The following is a 16,870-nucleotide window of genomic DNA, read 5'->3' as shown; positions in this document are numbered from 1 at the left end:
GTATTTTTAAAAAGTGAAGGGGTTAAGCCGTTTATAATCGTCTATAGAGTTAGGAAGGGAGGAGAGCATTATTTCGGATGAGCAATGGATCAGGCAAATACAAGCTGGCGATGCGGAGCAATTCAGGCCGTTCGTGCAGAAGTATGGTCCGCATATATACAAAACTGTTTATGCAGTGCTGCAATCGAGTCATGATGCAGAAGACGTTACGCAGGAAGTATTGCTGCAAATCTATCGCTCTCTTCCAACGTGTCGATTAGATGGAATTAAAACATGGATTACGCGCATTGCGATTAACAAAGCTATTGATTGGCGGCGAAGCCGGTTGCGTAGACCGGAGCAGCTTGTAAATTCCAGCGTGGCGGATACAGATGCATACAGCGCTTCGGATGTTGACGGATGGCAGGCAAGAGCGCCTGCTGCTGAGGCGCAGGCTATGGAGCGCTCCAGCAAGCTTCAGCTTACTGAGCAGCTGCAGCAGCTTCCAGAAAATTATAGAGCTATTGTGAAATCTTATTACATAGAAGACAAAAGCTACGAAGAGATTGCGCATGAGACAGGGCTGCAGATAAAAGGGGTGGAGACGCGGCTGTATCGCGCCCGCAATTGGATGAAGCGTCACTGGCGAAGGGAGGACTTTGATTGAAGAAGGACAATGCATACATAGCGCATACGACGGCAGTAGAGCTGCAGCGGTTCATTAACGGACAATTGCTGCAGCTTGATAGGCGGGAAGCGGTCGAAGAGCATTTGCAGCAATGCGAGACTTGCCTGCAGCTGTTCATGCAGGAGCTTGAAGCGAATGATCATCAGATTGCAGAGACGGATTGGGCAGCGCTAGAGAACAATGTTATAGCTGCAATTGATGCTGAGGCAGTCACAGCAGCAATCGGGGAGAGTCAGCAGCTGGCGGCATCCACGGAGCAAGCTGCTTATTCTAAACCATCTGTAAGCAACCGCCGCCGCCGCTTATGGCTTAGCCTTCCGATTGTGCAATATTCCATTGCCGCTTCCATTACGCTGCTGCTGTTAGCCACGGGCGTGCTTAGCGGACTGTCGCAGCAGGTTGGTGATTTGGCTGAGCATGCCAAGGATAATCGCTATAAGGAGAGCGAGCCAATGGTGCAAACCTGGTCGGATGAAATGGTGAGCAAAGCGAGCCGATGGCTCGATGGCTTGCACCAATATCGTTACAATGAATAATTTGGCAAGTGAGAGGATGAAGCTTCGTGAATAAAAATCCATTAACGGCATTTTTACTGTCGTTTATCCCGGGGATTGGACATGCTTATTTGGGCCGCCCTATACGTTGTATCGTATATGCGCTTGGTTTTTTCGGGCCTTTAGCTTTTTTGCTGCTGCTTATGGCAAGCAATAATAGCGTAGATTCTTTTACCATATTCATGTTTCTTATGACGGCGCTTCTCTCGGCAATCGTGAATATGATAGACATGATTATTTCGCTTATTAATGGAAAGCATTTGTCTGTTCAACCGAATCGGCCAAATGGCATGATCTATTCATCGGCTGCACAGGCAGGAGGCAGCTTCTTCGAGGCAGACCCAACGGGAAAGGGAATGCACTCCGACTATAATAATAGCTTTGCGTATGCCCATGCAGCGGAAATGCAACAGGAAAAAACGAAAACGATACTGCTTTCAATTATTCCCGGCCTTGGACATATGAGCATCGGTCTTATGCAGCGCGGCATTACGCTTATGATCGCATTTATCGGCTTGTTTACTATTATTATCTTTTTAAGTTTCGTTATGTCGACATCCATTATGCTGGTCTTTCTGCTGGCGCTGCCGGTGATATGGATATACAGCATGTTTGATGTTGTTGCCCGGCTGCACGCCAAGCAAAAAGGAGAACCGATGGAGGATCGTTCTATTTTCGAAGAGATGGAAGGGCATATTGCTTCCGGCCGGAAAAACAAAGTTATTGCGATTTCGCTGTCTATTTTTCCAGGTGCCGGCCATCTTTATCTTGGCTTACAGCAGCGCGGCTTGCAGCTAATGGCAGGATTTCTATTAATTATTTATATTATGGATAATATGCGGTTGTCCTTGTTTCTATTTTTGCTGCCGCTGCTTTGGTTCTACTCATTTTTTGATGCTCTGCATTACACATCCCGTTATGAGCAGGAACAGCTTGTAGACAGGCCAATATTGACTCAAATCGTTCCTTATCAGCGTTGGCTTGGCATAGCCTTTCTGCTGGTAGGCGTATACTACTTGCTGGATAGAGTGGCGACGCAGCTTATTAACCGGTATTGGATTGAGGTGTACTCCCAGTACATGGAAATCAAATATATGATCCCAACGGCAATTACAGCGTTTATTTTGATTTCGATAGGACTCAGGCTGGCATTCGGCGTAGGGAATAAAAACGGCAGAACATACAGGCATGCACCTGAGCCGCTCGATGAGTTGCGCGAGCGAGAAGGGAGAGCCGATTAATGAATGCTTACACTTATGCATCGCATACAGATAATGGGAAGCCTGCCGGCCATTCTGGTCATTCTAATGCGCGTACTTGGCGTGTTGGCTCGCTATCGATGGGAATTACTTTAGTATTAATCGGAACGGCACTTGCTGTTTCGCTATGGCAAAAAATTGATGCGCTTGATTTGCTGCTGATGTCCGCTCCTATTGTGTTTATTATGCTGGGCTGCGAGCTGCTCGTTTACTTGAAGCTTTCAGGCAAAGAGTCCTTGCAAATTAAATATGATTGGCTCAGCCTGATGTTTGTCGGCATAATCGGGGTAGCCAGTTTAATTATAGCTATGCTTATGTCTACCGGCTTGATGGATGATTTGAAGCGGGAGTTTCAAATGGTGCAGCGGACGGTATATATTGAGCCGGTCAAGGCTTCTGTTCCTGCTGAAGTAAAGAAAATTGTTGTCCAGTCCTTTCAGGCTATTCAACTGGATAAGACGGATACGAATGAGGTGCATCTGCTGGGCACTGTCCAGTATTTATCCGTAGATTCGCTGACTGTTGAAGCCGAACAATTGTTCAGGACAGCCGTAGTTGGCAATACGATGTATATAACGATAGGAGGGATAGACAAGAAAGCTGGCGGCTTTGTCAGGGACAGCGTGTTTTCGAGGCTGACACTTGTCGTGCCAAATCATTTGGAAGTAACCTATCAGTAGTAAGTTAAAATAGGAAGAGAAGCAGCCGCAGCCGGCGTCCTCTCTTCCTATTTTGCTGTAACTTATTTATTTGCTGCTGAAGCGATCGTCGACCTGTTGCGGCCGTTTTGCTTGGAAGCATACAGCGCTGCATCGGCGCGCTGCTTCGTATCTTCAACATCTTGCAGCGAAGAGGAGGCAGCTATGCCGATCGAAATGGTTATCGTATTGCCAATCGGTGTAGGCGATGATGCAATGTTCTCGCGAATTGTCTCAGCCAGCTTATAAGCGTCTTCTGCTGCAGCCCCAGGAGACAGAATCACAAATTCTTCACCTCCAAAACGGCAGCAAACATCGTCAGGACCGGTCAGCTCTATCATTTTGGCGGCAAGGAACTGAAGGACGGCATCACCCATATGATGGCCATAAGTATCATTGACTGACTTGAAGTGGTCGATATCCAAAATAATGTAGCTGTAAGCCAAATTACGGTTCAGCCACTCTTGCAGCACGCGATCCATCGTTCTGCGATTGTTGAGGCCGGTCAAAGTATCCTTCCTTGCTTCATCTGATAATACATTGATACGATTTTGCATCGACAGCACTGTTTTTTCGATTGTTTTTTTCAGTTCGTTTGCCTCATAATTCCAATTATGGATAGTTGGAACTTTTAAGCCATGATAATCGTCTATAGTAATATCTTCTGCAAAACTAGCAAGCTTGTATAAAGGACCTGATATAAAGCGAGTCAGCAGGATAACGATAATGAGCAAGATAGCCAGGATAGGCGCAGAATACAAAAAGATTTGTTTGACTAGCCTGGTAGAAGCTTCATTGACGTTTTCATATGGCGATTGCGATATAACACCCCAGCCCACCTCATGTACAGGCGCATAGCCAGCCAGCATATGATCACCTACCGTATTGATGACGGTGCGCTCCCCTTTATCACCCTTTAGAACGCTTTGTACGACAGGATTAGCCGTAACTGCTTCGCCTATTCTATTTTTATTAGGGTGAAATAGCAGCTCTCCTTGTTTGGACACTACGTATACATAGGAGCCGCTTGGCGAGAAGGTAGGGCTGCTTAGCAGAACTTCAAACACATTTGGTTCATTCAGGTAAATACTGCCGCCAATCAAACCCAAGTATTGACCGTCAGCAGAGAAGATTGGATGGGAAACTAGAATAATATACCGGCCGGTAATACCGGTATAGGGTTCGGAAATTAGCGGACGGCGCTGCGACAGCGCTACCTGTATGGCCTCGCTTTCTAGTTTTTTGCCGATAACCCCTAGATTTTCAGGCAAGGTTATTTTGACAGTGCCGGAGTTGTCAGCAATAAATACGGAGTTAAATATGTTATTGCTCTCTTTTACAAGCTGTAGCATTTGCATATTATCATCATGCAGGAATTTGGTTGCCAAATGATCGGCTGCTATAGCAAGAGTGTTCTTGGCCGAGCCCAGAAGGTCATTTGTCGTTATAGCCACTTTTTCTGCGTTAATTCGGTTAAGCTCAAGCGTATTGGATACAAGCGCATCCTTATTGCTCTGAAAGCCGACGATGCTGCTTACCAGCAATGTTACCAGCAAAGAAAGAACAACGGTTGTAGTTACCAAAAAATGCAAGGTGAAGCCTTTTCGTTTCATAATGCAGGATAGATCTCCTTCTTGTGTAATGATTGCCAGCGTATTCATTATATCGGCTTGCCAACTAAATGAGAAGGATAATAGTCATTTTCGGAGGGAAGAAATGCGATATATTCGTATATTAACCATTTATTTTTCAATCGTTGCTATTTGCGCCAACATTGCACTAGGTCATTTTTCCTTCAACACGCTGGTCTCTGCTGAATCCAAGCCTTTTACTGTAAATAAGCTGACGCCAATAGAGATTAATCGGTTCAAGCCCAAAACGCTGCTTTATTTCAGAGCTCTGCAGCTCGCTTCACAGGATAGCAGAGCTGCTGTCGCATTGCTAGTTTCTGGCCAGTTAAGCTTTGCCTTTCGCGCTGCTCAGGCTGCAGGCTTGAAGATTGCCGAGCCGATGGAGCTGCTGGAGCGAAGCGGTGTACAGGTCATTAGACCTGCTTACGGTGAATTGGATATTGTGCTTGTCCTGAATCAGCTTTCGCCAAAGCTGCATAGCTTTGCGTCTATCGCTCTGCGTACATATAGTCAGATGGAAGAGTATGAGCAGGATATTCGTTTGTTAAGAAGCGGTCGTTTTGATTACAAGGCAATGCTGCAAACGGATCGCAAACATAGTGCGGCTGAGTACAGCCCGGAAGCCGAGCAATTGCAGCAGCTATATACGCATTATTTGCTGCCGGATAATAGGCTGCTGCTTGATAAGGACGAGCAGCAAACCTTTTCTTATCTGCTAGTATTTTACGATGCAGCAGACAAACCGATTGGCTATATGAAGGACGTGCTGCCGTTGATCCAGGAGAAGCTGGTGGCCAATCCAACGATAGCAGCGCTAATGTACCATCATTTTTCACTAAACAGCGAGTCGCTCAATACGGTTACCGTGCACCCGGATACTTTTCACGAACAATTAAAGGCACTCAAGGAGAATGGATACACCCCCATCCGCCAACAGGATCTGCTTGAATTTATGAAGAGCGACACTGGAGCAAGATTGCCTGAAAAGTCCGTGCTCATTACGATTGATGACGGCTACGAAAGCAACTATGAGTTTGCTTTCCCGGCCATTGTGGAGGAACAGTTCTATGCTACCATTTTTGCCGTGACGGCAAATTTGAATAAGAAAACGAAATATTCCAGCCGGATTACGTGGCCGCAAGCTCGTGAAATGGTACAGTCTGGCCGTATTTTAATGCAAAGCCACACGTACGAATCACATCATTATGGCAAAACTGCGGGCGATAAGGAAGCGGCCGTAGCCACAGTGCCTATCATGGTGGAAGGGCAGCTGGAGACGAAGGAGCAATATAAGGAAAGAGTGCGCGCAGATTTGCTCAAAGCGAAAAACGTGCTGGGAGGGGAACTGCACAGTCATGTATTTACTTTTGCATACCCATACGGCCGTTACAGCGATGAACTGATTGATTTGCTGCGCGAAACGGGACATGAATTGATGTATACCGTAGAGGAAGGAGTTATTCGCAAAGGAATGGACATAGCGAGATTGCCGCGCATTAATGTGGACGGTTACTATTCGGCAGAAAAGCTGATCAGAGTGATAAAAAAGTATGCAGCTATGTAAGTGAATAAAAGAGCTGGAAACAATCGACACAATGAAAAAAGATCTTTATAATGGTTATATTTGTGTTTACTAAGACGAAATGACTAGTGCTGCAGTTCTAGTACGAATGATTAAGGATTCAGGAGGAGTAAGATGCGTTTTGTACGAGGCATAATGTTTTTCATGGCGTGCATAGTGCTGTGGACTGCCATTTCCAGCAGCTATGCTGCATCCCAGCCGGCAGAGGCTGCTGCAGTTGTTAAAGAGGGAGTAACGGTATCATTTATTGATAAGCTAAAACAAAAAAAGCCGTCACGGCTACATGTCGCCCGATCCTTGTATTTGGCATTGCAGGATGGACAGGCTGGATTAATGCTGCTTCTGACGGCCCAGCTGGGCTATGCTTATCATATCGCTTCGTCAGCGGGCATTTCAATTGCTGAGCCGCTGGAAGTTGCTGACCGGAGCGGGGTGGAAATTATTCGTCCTGCATACGGAGAGCTGAACGTTGTCATTCGCCGCGAGCAGCTGGAGCCTGCATTGCGAGATTATGCGGCTATTGCTATTCGTACTTATGCTACAAGCATTAAAGAGGACAAAAGCTTTGGTGACGATGTTCATTTGCTGAAAAGCGGCCGCTTCGACTATAGGGCGATGCTTGAAGCCGATCGTCAAGTAAGCACGGCAGAGCATGCTCCTGCATCCGAGCAGCTGCCCCTGCAGCTGTATACGAAATTTTTATTGCCTGACGGCCGGCTGCTGATGAATGAGAAGGAACAGCAATCATTTGCTTATTTGCTGGCGTTTTATGATGCTTCCGGCAATGCGATCGGATATATGAAGGATGAGCTCCCTCTTATTGACCAAAAAATGTCCGCCAATCCGGATATAGTGGCTCTAGTTTATCATCATTTCACATTGAACAGAGATGAGATTAATGGTGTTACCGTTCATCCTGACGATTTGCGCGATCAGCTGCAAATGTTAAAGAAAAACGGATACTCACCTATCCGTCAGCAGGATTTGCTTGAGTTTATGGAGGGCGGCAAGGAAGTGCTGCTTCCTAAAAAATCAGTGCTCATTACGATTGACGATGGCTATGAAAGCAATTACGAGCTGGCTTATCCAGTTATTGTAGAGGAACAATTTTTTGCTACAATTTTTGCTGTAACTGCGAATGTAAATAAGGAAATGAAATATTTGAGCCGTATTACATGGCCGCAGTCGCGCGAGATGATGCAATCGGGGCGCATTGATATTCAGAGCCACACCTTTGAATCCCATTATTATGGAAAAACTGTGGACGATAAAGAAGCTGCGGCTACGACTACTCCGCTCGTAATTGGTGGCCAGCTGGAAACGGACGAGCAGTACAAGCAGCGCATGCGCGATGATTTGATGACAGCCAAAACAAAGCTGGAGGAGCAGCTGCATCACAACGTTTTCTCATTCGCCTATCCTTATGGAAGCTATAATGATGAATTGATCAAGCTGCTTCATGAAACGGGTCATAAGGTGATGTACACCGTTGAGGAAGGGGCCATACGCAAAGGGATGGATCTTGCAAAGCTGCCGCGGGTCAACGTAGCAGGACCTTATTCGGCGGCCAAGCTGCTGCGAGTGATGAAAAAGTACTTATAATCTTATAAATAATATACATCAAAAGACGCTTCTGCATGAATTTTCGAGAGAATAAGGTAGAAGCGTCTTTTTGCATACATACAATGAGTTGACACTTTTGGCTGTGGAGGTATGCTATGTACCGTTTACGTTTATTATTGTGTTGCCTGCTAGCGGGGGCGCTGCTTTCGACAAACGCTGCAGCAGATTTTGCCGTTACGCAAGTTTCAAAAAAGACTGCTCTTCATGCTGATGCTGGGGAAACAGCTGCTCCTATCCTGTTGAAGACTGTTATTCATAAACTTAGTTATAATCCGCTCCAAACGGCACGCTTTTTGCGCGCAGCCGCACAGGATCACAGAATCGCATTCACGTTATTACTGGCCAATCCTTTTATTTCTGCAGCAGCCAGCAGCCTTAAAGAGAAGGTAGAGCAAGCGAAAACCAATGGAGTCGAGGTCATTAGACCGGCTTATGGGGAGCTGAATATTGTTGTACGCCGCGATCAGCTGGACAGGCAGCTGAGCGGCTTTGCATCAATTGCATTGCGTACCTACGCGATCGGCGTTCAGCAGGAGCTGGATAGATTTGAAGAGGATTCGCGGCTGTTGCAAAACGGCGGTTTTAATGAAAAAGAAATGCTTCGCTCGGAGCGGATTTCAAGCAGCGCAGAGCTGGCGCCTGCATCGGATCAACTGCAGCAGCAGCTCTATACCCGCTTTTTGCTGCCTGACGGAAAGCTCCTGCTAGAAAAGGAGGAGCAGCAGGCCTTCGCATATTTGCTGCTGTTTTATGATCATGCCGGCAAGCCGTTAGGCTACATAAGAGACAAGCTCCCTTTAATGAAAAGCAATATGGTGACAAATCCAACGATTGTCGCGCTTATGTATCATCATTTTTCACCCAGCGACAAAGATCTTAACAGTGTCATCGTTCATCCGGATCGGTTTCGCGAGCAATTGCAAATGCTGAAGAAAAATGGCTATACTCCGATTCGCCAGCAGGATTTGTTAGCTTTTATGAAAGGCGGCGATGAGGCGAGGCTGCCTGAAAAATCAGTCCTTATTACGATTGATGACGGCTATGAAAGCAATTATTTATATGCTTATCCTGCCCTTGTAGAGGAGCAGTTTTTTGCTACTATATTTGCAACGACGGTTAATATTAATAAAGATATCGAGTATTTAAGCCGTATTACTTGGCCGCAAGGCCGCGAAATGATTCAGTCAGGGCGCATTTTAATTCAAAGCCATACCTACGAATCGCATTATTATGGTAAGACAAAAGGAGACAAGGATGCGGCTGCAACGGTATCTCCTTTAATAATGAACGGCCAGCTTGAGACAGTAGAGGCATATAAGGAGCGTATGCATCGTGATTTGCTGCAAGCAAAAAGTATGCTTGAGGAGCAGCTGCATACGCCGGTGTTTTCCTTTGCCTATCCTTATGGCAGATACAGTAATAGATTAATTGAAATGCTGGATGAAACAGGACATGAGCTTATGTATACAGTAGAAAAAGGAGTTATCCGCAAAGGCATGAATCTTGCCAAGCTTCCTCGCATTAACGTGGACGGAGCATTTTCTGCTGAAAGAATGATGGAGGAGATTCGTAAATATAGCCAATAGGCAGCAACAAAAACACTTCTGCTTTGCGATTTCCAAGTGAATTGGATTTCAGGCAGAAGTGTTTTTGTTAAAAGTATAAGTTTTAACTTATCCTGTTTCTATATTTCATTGGTAAACGCGCCTGTCCAAAGGATGGCAAAGCCGTTTATTCTTAATATTAATAGCTATACTAATTGGTCCACCAACGCTTGAGGTCTCCCCACCAGGAGCGCCGCTTTTCTTTAGTGGCCTGCTCTTGATCGCCTGTCTTCGATCCGGAAGCTTCATCCACCGGCGAGTCAGAGCCGCATATATTAGAAAGAGAAGGCTCTGTGCCGCGCAGAAAGGTTTCCAGTCGTTTTTCGGGACAAGAGGCAGCAGCGAGCCGTCCAGTTTTGGGCTCAATATAGACGGTTACTACGCCCTCAGGGACAGGGAAAATTTTAGGCGGTACAGCAGCTAACGCTTGCTCCGTAAATTCTGCAAATATCGGCGCGGCACGCTGTGCCTCTGCAACGGTCAGTTTGCGGTCCTTGTCGTAGCCGACCCATACCGCTGTCGCCAGCTCCGGCGTGTAGCCGACCAGCCACGCATCTGTTGCTGTCGTGCCCGTCTTCCCGGCTACAGGCCGTTTGATTGCTGCAGCGACACGGTAACCAGTGCCGCCTTCCTGAAAGACGCTCTCCATCAGGCTGGTCATTACATAGGCTTCGGCAGGCGTTATAACCTGTTCAAATTGCGGCTCAGCCTCGTAAAGAATATTTCCTTTGCGATCCTCGATCCGCAGTATAGCAACCGGCTTATGATGAAAGCCTTCATTGGCAAAGATGCCAAAGGCGGATGCCATTTCCAGCGGACTGATCGGATAGGTGCCCAGCGCAAGCGAAGGCAATGGGCTCATAGAACTTGTAATGCCAAGCTTGCGGACGGTTTCAATTACTTTATCCGCTCCTACCGTCATAATCGTATTAACGGCATATATATTGTCTGAGCTGGCAATTGCCTTCCGCATATCAATATAATCAAGCACATATTTATCACCATAGTTGCGCGGCTCATATTTTTTTCTGCCCTCGTCATAGGTGAATATCGTCGGCTCGCTCATGAAGTGAGTAGTTGGCGACATGAATCGGCTTTGCAGGGCAGTCAAATATAGAAAGGGCTTAAAGGTAGAGCCAGGCTGCCTGGTGCTTGCAAATACTCGATTGTATTGATTGTCCGCATAGCTGCGTCCGCCAACCATCGCTTTAATATAGCCATTGCGCGGGTCGATGGCGATCAAGGCGGCTTGCTGCTCTGAATTTGCCGGCAGCTTGCTGTGAATCGTCTGCTCAGCAGCAGCTTGCATCGTCGAATCCAGCGTAGTATATATTGAAATTCCGCCTTCGTTAATGAGCTGTTCGTCGATGCCCAGCTCATCTATGGCGACTTGCCGCACATAGTCGCGGAAGTAAGGCGCAATGCCATTATCCTGGCTGGAGCGGGATGGCTCAAAGGCAAGAACTTCATTGTAGGCTTCGTCCGCTTCCTGCTTCGTAATTGCCCCCTCGCTGACCATCGCATCCAGAATAAGCTGCTGCCTGTCCTTTGCTGCCTTCATATTATGATAAGGCGAGTAATATTTTGGCCCTTTTGGTATCCCCGCCAGCAATGCGCTTTCTGCAAGGCTTAAATCTTGAGCGCGCTTGCCGAAATAATGCTTGGCAGCCGCCTCTATGCCGTAACTGCCGTGCCCGTAGTAAATTTGGTTTAAATACATAGCCAGAATTTCATCTTTTGAATATTTCATTTCCAGCTGGGCGGTGTAGACGGCTTCCTTGATTTTGCGCTGCCAGGTTCGTTCATGCGTCAGGTACAGATTGCGGGCCAGCTGCTGGGTCAGCGTACTGGCTCCTTGCTTGGTCGACATGCTTTGCACATTGACCATTAGCGCGCGAGCCATTCCTTTTATATCAAAGCCGATATGGTCATAGAAACGTCGATCTTCTATCGCTAATGTAGCTTGAATGACGTAGGGAGATATTTGATTCAACGAGACAGAATAACGGTTTTCTCCGGCATGAAATGTATCGATGACATTACCGTGCAAATCGAGCATGCGGGACGTTTGGCTAATAGAAGCAGCAGGCAGAGATTGACTGCTCAAATAGTAATATAAAGCTGCAATTGCTATAGCTGCAGTTATAGCAGCTATACCCATCAGCTTTAACAAGCTGCGTACGCGGATTGCGAATGAAAGCTTTTCTTTGCGCAGTAAAAACCAGTTACGAAGCTTTGATTTTCCGCGTTGTATGAAGGATTTCAGCATGATGTCAACTCCCTTGCTAAGTCGCCTTTTGAGCTGTCGATTAATTTTGAATAAAGCAACATGCATGATAAAGGGGGGCCTGCGATCAAGTTTGGGCTTCTTCCGACCGCTGTTGCGCAAAAAATGAATCGACAGTCTCCCTGTAAGCAGCAATTTTGATGTAAGCACGACAAAACGATTTTGATTTAGTAAAATACTAGGTAGACGGATGCTTGCTGCAACGCAACAAACGCAAATCATTCTTATTTAGTATGGAAATATTAGGAGCAGGCTATTCATTTTCGAGTCAACCATATAAATATTTTTCCATTACACGGATAAGAGGTTTTTTTTTCTTGTGCGAAATACTATAATACAGTTTGAACTATTGACGGAAAGAAGGTACTTGACATGGAAATGTGGTATACAGAGAAGCAAACTGATAGCTTTGGCATAACAGCAAAAATTACAAAAACGTATGTAAACGAGCAAACGGATTTTCAACAGCTCGATATGATTGAAACAGAAGAATTCGGCACGATGCTTGTGCTGGACGGCATGGTTATGACTACAGTGAAGGATGAATTTGTTTATCATGAAATGGTCGCTCATCCTGTGTTGTTCACTCACCCTAATCCTGAAAATGTACTCGTAGTCGGCGGCGGCGACGGGGGGGTAATCCGTGAAGTAATGAAGCATCCGAAGGTTAAAAAAGCGGTGCTTGTTGATATCGATGGCAAAGTCATCGAGTATTCAAAAAAGTACTTGCCGACTATTGCTTGTGAATTGGACAACCCTCGCGTTGAGGTTCAAGTCAATGACGGCTTTATGCATATTCATGATCACAAAAACACGTATGATGTTATTATGGTTGACTCGACTGAGCCGGTTGGCCCAGCTGCCAATCTGTTTACTCGCGGCTTCTACCAAGGCATTTACGAAGCACTGAAAGAAGACGGCATCTTTGTTGCTCAAACTGACAACCCTTGGTTCAAAGCAGATCTTATCCAAAGCGTGAATAAAGACGTAAAGGAAGTATTCCCGATCGTACGTGTATATGGCGCTAATATCCCTACTTACCCAAGCGGTCTCTGGACGTTCACTATGGGAAGCAAAAAGTATGATCCGCTGGAAGTAAAAGAATCAGATATTGCGGACATCGATACGAAGTATTACAGCCCTCGCCTGCATCAAGCGGCGTTTGTATTGCCTAGATTTGTAGAAAACTTGATTAAGTAGGCTGCAGGAAGCCGACCAGAAAGGACGCTAGCAATGAAACTGGATCAGAAGTATTCTGGCAATGTATTTATTTTGAGCTCTGAAAATTATGAGGCTTCCAAGGCAGTTATTTATGGAATGCCAATGGACTTTACTGTAAGCTTCCGTCCGGGTTCGCGCTTCGGCCCGCCTCGTATTCGTGAGGTTTCGATCGGTTTGGAGGAATATAGCCCGTATTTGGACCGCAGTCTTGAGGATATCGAGTATTTTGATGCTGGCGATTTATTGCTGCCATTTGGCAATCCGGCACGCAGCCTTGATATTATTGGCGAGTTTGTAAAAGGTGTGCTGGAGGACGGCAAAATGCCGGTAGGACTTGGCGGCGAGCATTTGGTGTCATGGCCGATTTTCCGCGAAGTATATGCGAAGTATCCTGATTTGGCGATTATTCATTTTGATGCGCACGCTGATCTGCGCGAATCGTATGAGGGCGAGCCGTTGTCTCACTCTACGCCGCTGCGCAAAGCAGCTGAACTGATGGGCGGCAAAAACATATATCAATTCGGCATTCGCTCCGGTTCGCGCGAGGAGTGGCAATATGCGCGTGAGAACATTAACTTCCATCCATTTGAAGTGCTTGAGCCATTGAAAAAAGTATTGCCTGAGCTGGCTGGCCGCCCTGTTTACTTGACGATCGATATCGATGTGCTTGATCCGTCGGCCGCACCGGGCACTGGTACAGCTGAAGCAGGCGGCATCACGTCCAAGGAGCTTATCGAGGCAGTTCATGCGATCGCACGCTCAGAAGCTAATGTAGTTGGCTGCGACCTGGTAGAGGTAGCCCCTGCCTATGATCCGACAGAACAGACGCAAATCGTAGCTTCCAAAGTGATTCGCGAAATGCTGCTAGGCTTTATAAAGTAAAGAAAACGGTATGCCCTTGATGGGCATACCGTTTTTTGCTCGGATTCGCATCAATCCTGGAGCGTTATTTTGCGGATGGGAGAGTATAGTGTTGTTTCTACTGTGAGCTGGACAGACGTTCCGTTATTGTGACTAAATAGCGCCATTTGCCCGGCAAAAGTGACATACGTTCCGCTATTGCATCAAAAACACTTAAGAAAGGTCGTGAAATGAGCTGATAGCGGAACGTATGTCCACGAAACTTGAAAAACGGCCTTTTTTTGGTGAATAACGGAACGAGTGTCCGTGGAAGATCAGAAACAATGTGCAATCGAACGGTTTAGTCTAGTATAGTATTGGCTTAGCTTACTACGGCAACTCTCGCAAGCACTCCTCCATCAAGCTGCGAAGTATCACCCGGATCTAGATTAAGCTCCCAAGCTTTTAATACGCGGCGCATAATTTTGCCGCTTATGCGAGTTTTCGGCAACTGCTCCAGCACTTCAATTTCTCTTGGCGCATTATGCGCAGAGAGATGATTGCGGACGAATAAGCGAATTTCCTCCAATAGAGCGGATGAAGGCTTATACAGCGGACCGAGCACGATAAATGCTTTTACAATTTCTCCACGCAGCGCATCCGGCTTGCCGATTACACCTGCTTCAGCTACGGCAGGATGCTCAATCAGCTTGCTTTCTACCTCAAACGGACTGATGCTTTCGCCAGCGGAGTTGATCATATCATCGTTGCGGCCTTGGAAGAAGATATAACCTTCGTCATCTTTATAAGCCATATCGCCGGAAACATACCAGCCTTCATAAGGAAAATACGAATGAAACTTCTCGGGATTGTTCCATATTTCCTTCATTAACCCGGGATAATCGGCTTTGACGCAGAGCTGTCCAATTTCGCCATTTGGCAGCTCCTGTCCGTCCTCATCTAGTATCGCTACCGTAATGCCTGGGAACGCGCGTCCCATAGAGCCGGGCTTAATCGGCTGGGAAGGGAAATTAACGATCAGGTGGCCGCCTGTTTCTGTCATCCACCACGTATCATGAATGCGCACGTTCAGCTCCTCGATCGCCCAGCGAATCGCTTCCGGATTAAGCGGCTCTCCAACAGAAAGTACATGCCTTAAGGACGAAAGGTCATAGTTGAGGTGCAATTGCTCTCCCTCGGCCATCAGCATGCGAAATGCGGTCGGGGCACTGTACCAAATCGTCACGCCCGCTTTTTCAATGATGGAATACCAGGAATCAGCGTCAAAGCGTCCGCCATGTATAACGACAGTCGCTCTGTTCAGCCATGGAGCATATAAGCCGTAAACACTGCCTGTTACCCAGCCCGGGTGGGAGGTGCACCAGTATACATCGTCCTCTTTTACATCGCATACCCATTTGCCGGTCAAATATTGATGGATCATTGCCTTTTGGCGATGCAGCACCCCTTTTGGCTTGCCAGTTGAGCCGGACGTATAATGAATAATAAAGCCGTCGTCAAGCGTTCCCCATTCAATCACGTTGGCATCGGCCACAGTATTTCTCAGCTCTGCGTACAGTGAGATTTCGCCAGCTTCACATTGCTCAGGCTCTCCTGCAATAAGAACCGTTTCAAGAGTAGGAATAGTGGATTTAGGCACGCGCTTGCCCAGCACATGGTCCGTTACAAGCAGCTTGGCTCCGCAATCAAGCATGCGGTCCTTAATCGATTCTTCCATGAAGCCCTCGAACAATGGGCCGGCAATCGCTCCAATTTTAATAGCAGCAAGAATAGCAATATAGCAATCGGGATTTTTTGGTAAAAAGATAAAGACGCGATCGCCTTTTTGTATGCCATAATTTTTATAGACTGTCGCTACATGATCTGTCTTTTGCTTGAGCTGGGCAAACGTATACTTCTCTTCAATATCACCGTTAATATAATGAATGGCGAGCTTGTCGCCATAGCCTTCATCGACGTGGCGATCTAGACATTCATACACCATATTTACTTTTCCGGTTTTGTACCAGGTGAAATGCTGCTCAACGTCCTGCCAATTAAAAGATTCAACCGCTTTCTGGTAATCTTGTAAGTGATGCTCCCTTTGGAGCGGCTGTATGAGGTTTCCGTATGCTAACGTCATGCTTTTCCTCCTCGATTTCGTCCGATGTTAAATGTAACAGCTTCAAAATTTGCTCCTTCTGCCTAGCCAGCGCTTCATTTCCACGCGAGCGGGGACGAGGCTCGGCAACAGAAATAATGTCGATTATTTCTCCTGGCTGTCCACGCATAACGATCAATTTGTCGCATAAATAAAGAGCTTCGTCGATATCATGTGTGACGAGCAGCATCGTGCTTTTGCACGTTTTCCATACTTGCAGCAGCAAATCCTGAAGCTGCATCTTCGTGAACGCGTCAAGCGCGCTGAAAGGCTCATCCAGCAGCAGAATAGATGGCGATGTAACAAGTGAGCGCGCAATCGCTACACGCTGCGACATACCGCCCGACAGCTCCTTCGGGTAATGCTTTTCAAATCCTTCCAAGCCGACCAGTTTTATAAATTGTTTGGCACGCTCCAAATTTTCCTTCTTCTGACCTTTAAGACCAAAAGCAACGTTCTCGACGACATTGAGCCAAGGCATAAGACGGGCCTCTTGAAATATAACGCCGATTTTTTCATTTATGCCTGAAACCGTTTGGTCGTCAATGGAGATATTGCCTTCCTCATGACCGTCGAGTCCTGCAATTACGCGCAGCAGACTGCTTTTTCCACAGCCGCTCGTGCCTAGAATGCCGATAATTTCTTTGTTTTGTGCTTCGAAGGATAGCGGCTCGAAGGCGGTTTTGCCATTATCAAATATTCGTTTAACCTTATCTAATTTAAGCATAATGGTGCTCCTTTCC

13 protein-coding genes are annotated in these 16,870 nt (G+C 46.5%); 9 read left to right on the top strand and 4 right to left on the bottom strand.

What is annotated here, in order from left to right; genetic code table 11:
* Positions 1–43 precede the first annotated feature (43 nt).
* From ACRRU2_RS19395 to ACRRU2_RS19380, 4 genes are read left to right on the top strand one after another with little or no spacing between them, the layout of a single operon-like run.
* The gene (locus tag ACRRU2_RS19395) at positions 44–646 is read left to right on the top strand and encodes an RNA polymerase sigma factor (RefSeq protein ID WP_331702331.1); all 603 of its coding nucleotides are present in this window, start codon (positions 44–46) and stop codon (positions 644–646) included.
* On the top strand, positions 643–1,203 hold the full coding sequence (locus ACRRU2_RS19390) for a hypothetical protein (RefSeq protein WP_432504210.1): 561 nt from the start codon (positions 643–645) through the stop codon (positions 1,201–1,203). The genes ACRRU2_RS19395 and ACRRU2_RS19390 overlap by 4 nt, the downstream gene beginning before the upstream one ends.
* A gap of 26 nt (positions 1,204–1,229) precedes the next feature.
* Entirely contained in the window at positions 1,230–2,462 is a 1,233-nt protein-coding gene (locus ACRRU2_RS19385) for a hypothetical protein (protein ID WP_432504208.1), read from the top strand.
* Positions 2,462–3,160: a hypothetical protein gene (locus tag ACRRU2_RS19380; protein WP_432504206.1), complete on the top strand. Its 699-nt coding sequence runs from the start codon at positions 2,462–2,464 to the stop codon at positions 3,158–3,160. The genes ACRRU2_RS19385 and ACRRU2_RS19380 overlap by 1 nt, the downstream gene beginning before the upstream one ends.
* 62 nt (positions 3,161–3,222) lie before the next feature.
* Here the strand turns inward: ACRRU2_RS19380 and ACRRU2_RS19375 are convergent, their stop codons facing one another.
* On the bottom strand, positions 3,223–4,791 hold the full coding sequence (locus ACRRU2_RS19375; RefSeq protein WP_432504204.1) for a sensor domain-containing diguanylate cyclase: 1,569 nt from the start codon (positions 4,789–4,791) through the stop codon (positions 3,223–3,225).
* Positions 4,792–4,894: 103 nt separating this feature from the next.
* Here ACRRU2_RS19375 and ACRRU2_RS19370 point away from each other — a divergent pair, with 103 nt between their 5' ends.
* The 3 genes from ACRRU2_RS19370 (at position 4,895) to ACRRU2_RS19360 (ending at position 9,600) form a co-directional block, all read left to right on the top strand.
* A complete protein-coding gene (locus ACRRU2_RS19370; protein WP_432504202.1) occupies positions 4,895–6,373 on the top strand; it encodes a polysaccharide deacetylase family protein in 1,479 nt (492 codons plus the stop codon).
* A 132-nt stretch (positions 6,374–6,505) separates the two neighbouring features.
* The gene (locus ACRRU2_RS19365) at positions 6,506–7,993 is read left to right on the top strand and encodes a polysaccharide deacetylase family protein (RefSeq protein ID WP_432504199.1); all 1,488 of its coding nucleotides are present in this window, start codon (positions 6,506–6,508) and stop codon (positions 7,991–7,993) included.
* Positions 7,994–8,109: 116 nt separating this feature from the next.
* Positions 8,110–9,600: a polysaccharide deacetylase family protein gene (locus ACRRU2_RS19360; protein ID WP_331702303.1), complete on the top strand. Its 1,491-nt coding sequence runs from the start codon at positions 8,110–8,112 to the stop codon at positions 9,598–9,600.
* Between the two features lie 169 nt (positions 9,601–9,769).
* Here the strand turns inward: ACRRU2_RS19360 and ACRRU2_RS19355 are convergent, their stop codons facing one another.
* The gene (locus tag ACRRU2_RS19355) at positions 9,770–11,887 is read right to left on the bottom strand and encodes a transglycosylase domain-containing protein (protein WP_432504197.1); all 2,118 of its coding nucleotides are present in this window, start codon (positions 11,885–11,887) and stop codon (positions 9,770–9,772) included.
* A gap of 390 nt (positions 11,888–12,277) precedes the next feature.
* Between ACRRU2_RS19355 and speE the strand changes: the two genes are divergently transcribed.
* Together speE and speB are read left to right on the top strand one after the other, a co-directional pair.
* Positions 12,278–13,105, top strand: coding sequence for a polyamine aminopropyltransferase (speE, locus tag ACRRU2_RS19350; protein ID WP_331702301.1), 828 nt, complete (start codon positions 12,278–12,280; stop codon positions 13,103–13,105).
* A 33-nt stretch (positions 13,106–13,138) separates the two neighbouring features.
* Positions 13,139–14,008: an agmatinase gene (gene speB / locus ACRRU2_RS19345; RefSeq protein WP_432504195.1), complete on the top strand. Its 870-nt coding sequence runs from the start codon at positions 13,139–13,141 to the stop codon at positions 14,006–14,008.
* Positions 14,009–14,348: 340 nt separating this feature from the next.
* Here speB and acsA read toward each other — a convergent pair whose 3' ends face one another.
* Together acsA and ACRRU2_RS19335 are read right to left on the bottom strand one after the other, a co-directional pair.
* A complete protein-coding gene (acsA, locus tag ACRRU2_RS19340; RefSeq protein WP_432504193.1) occupies positions 14,349–16,109 on the bottom strand; it encodes an acetate--CoA ligase in 1,761 nt (586 codons plus the stop codon).
* Positions 16,033–16,854: an ABC transporter ATP-binding protein gene (locus ACRRU2_RS19335; RefSeq protein WP_432504191.1), complete on the bottom strand. Its 822-nt coding sequence runs from the start codon at positions 16,852–16,854 to the stop codon at positions 16,033–16,035. Before ACRRU2_RS19335 ends, acsA begins: the two co-directional genes overlap by 77 nt.
* Between the last annotated feature and the right edge of the window lie 16 nt (positions 16,855–16,870).

It is taken from the genome of Paenibacillus sp. GXUN7292 (assembly GCF_050864975.1).
GTDB lineage: Bacteria > Bacillota > Bacilli > Paenibacillales > Paenibacillaceae > Pristimantibacillus.
This window is presented reverse-complemented; position numbering and strand designations above follow the sequence as displayed.

Coding starts and splice junctions, on each gene's coding strand:
- ACRRU2_RS19380 (WP_432504206.1), top strand. CDS start 2,462: ATGAATGCTTACACTTATGCATCGCATACAGATAATGGGAAGCCTGCC.
- ACRRU2_RS19375 (WP_432504204.1), bottom strand. CDS start 4,791: ATGAAACGAAAAGGCTTCACCTTGCATTTTTTGGTAACTACAACCGTT.
- ACRRU2_RS19370 (WP_432504202.1), top strand. CDS start 4,895: ATGCGATATATTCGTATATTAACCATTTATTTTTCAATCGTTGCTATT.
- ACRRU2_RS19365 (WP_432504199.1), top strand. CDS start 6,506: ATGCGTTTTGTACGAGGCATAATGTTTTTCATGGCGTGCATAGTGCTG.
- ACRRU2_RS19360 (WP_331702303.1), top strand. CDS start 8,110: ATGTACCGTTTACGTTTATTATTGTGTTGCCTGCTAGCGGGGGCGCTG.
- ACRRU2_RS19355 (WP_432504197.1), bottom strand. CDS start 11,887: ATGCTGAAATCCTTCATACAACGCGGAAAATCAAAGCTTCGTAACTGG.
- speE (WP_331702301.1), top strand. CDS start 12,278: ATGGAAATGTGGTATACAGAGAAGCAAACTGATAGCTTTGGCATAACA.
- speB (WP_432504195.1), top strand. CDS start 13,139: ATGAAACTGGATCAGAAGTATTCTGGCAATGTATTTATTTTGAGCTCT.
- acsA (WP_432504193.1), bottom strand. CDS start 16,109: ATGACGTTAGCATACGGAAACCTCATACAGCCGCTCCAAAGGGAGCAT.
- ACRRU2_RS19335 (WP_432504191.1), bottom strand. CDS start 16,854: ATGCTTAAATTAGATAAGGTTAAACGAATATTTGATAATGGCAAAACC.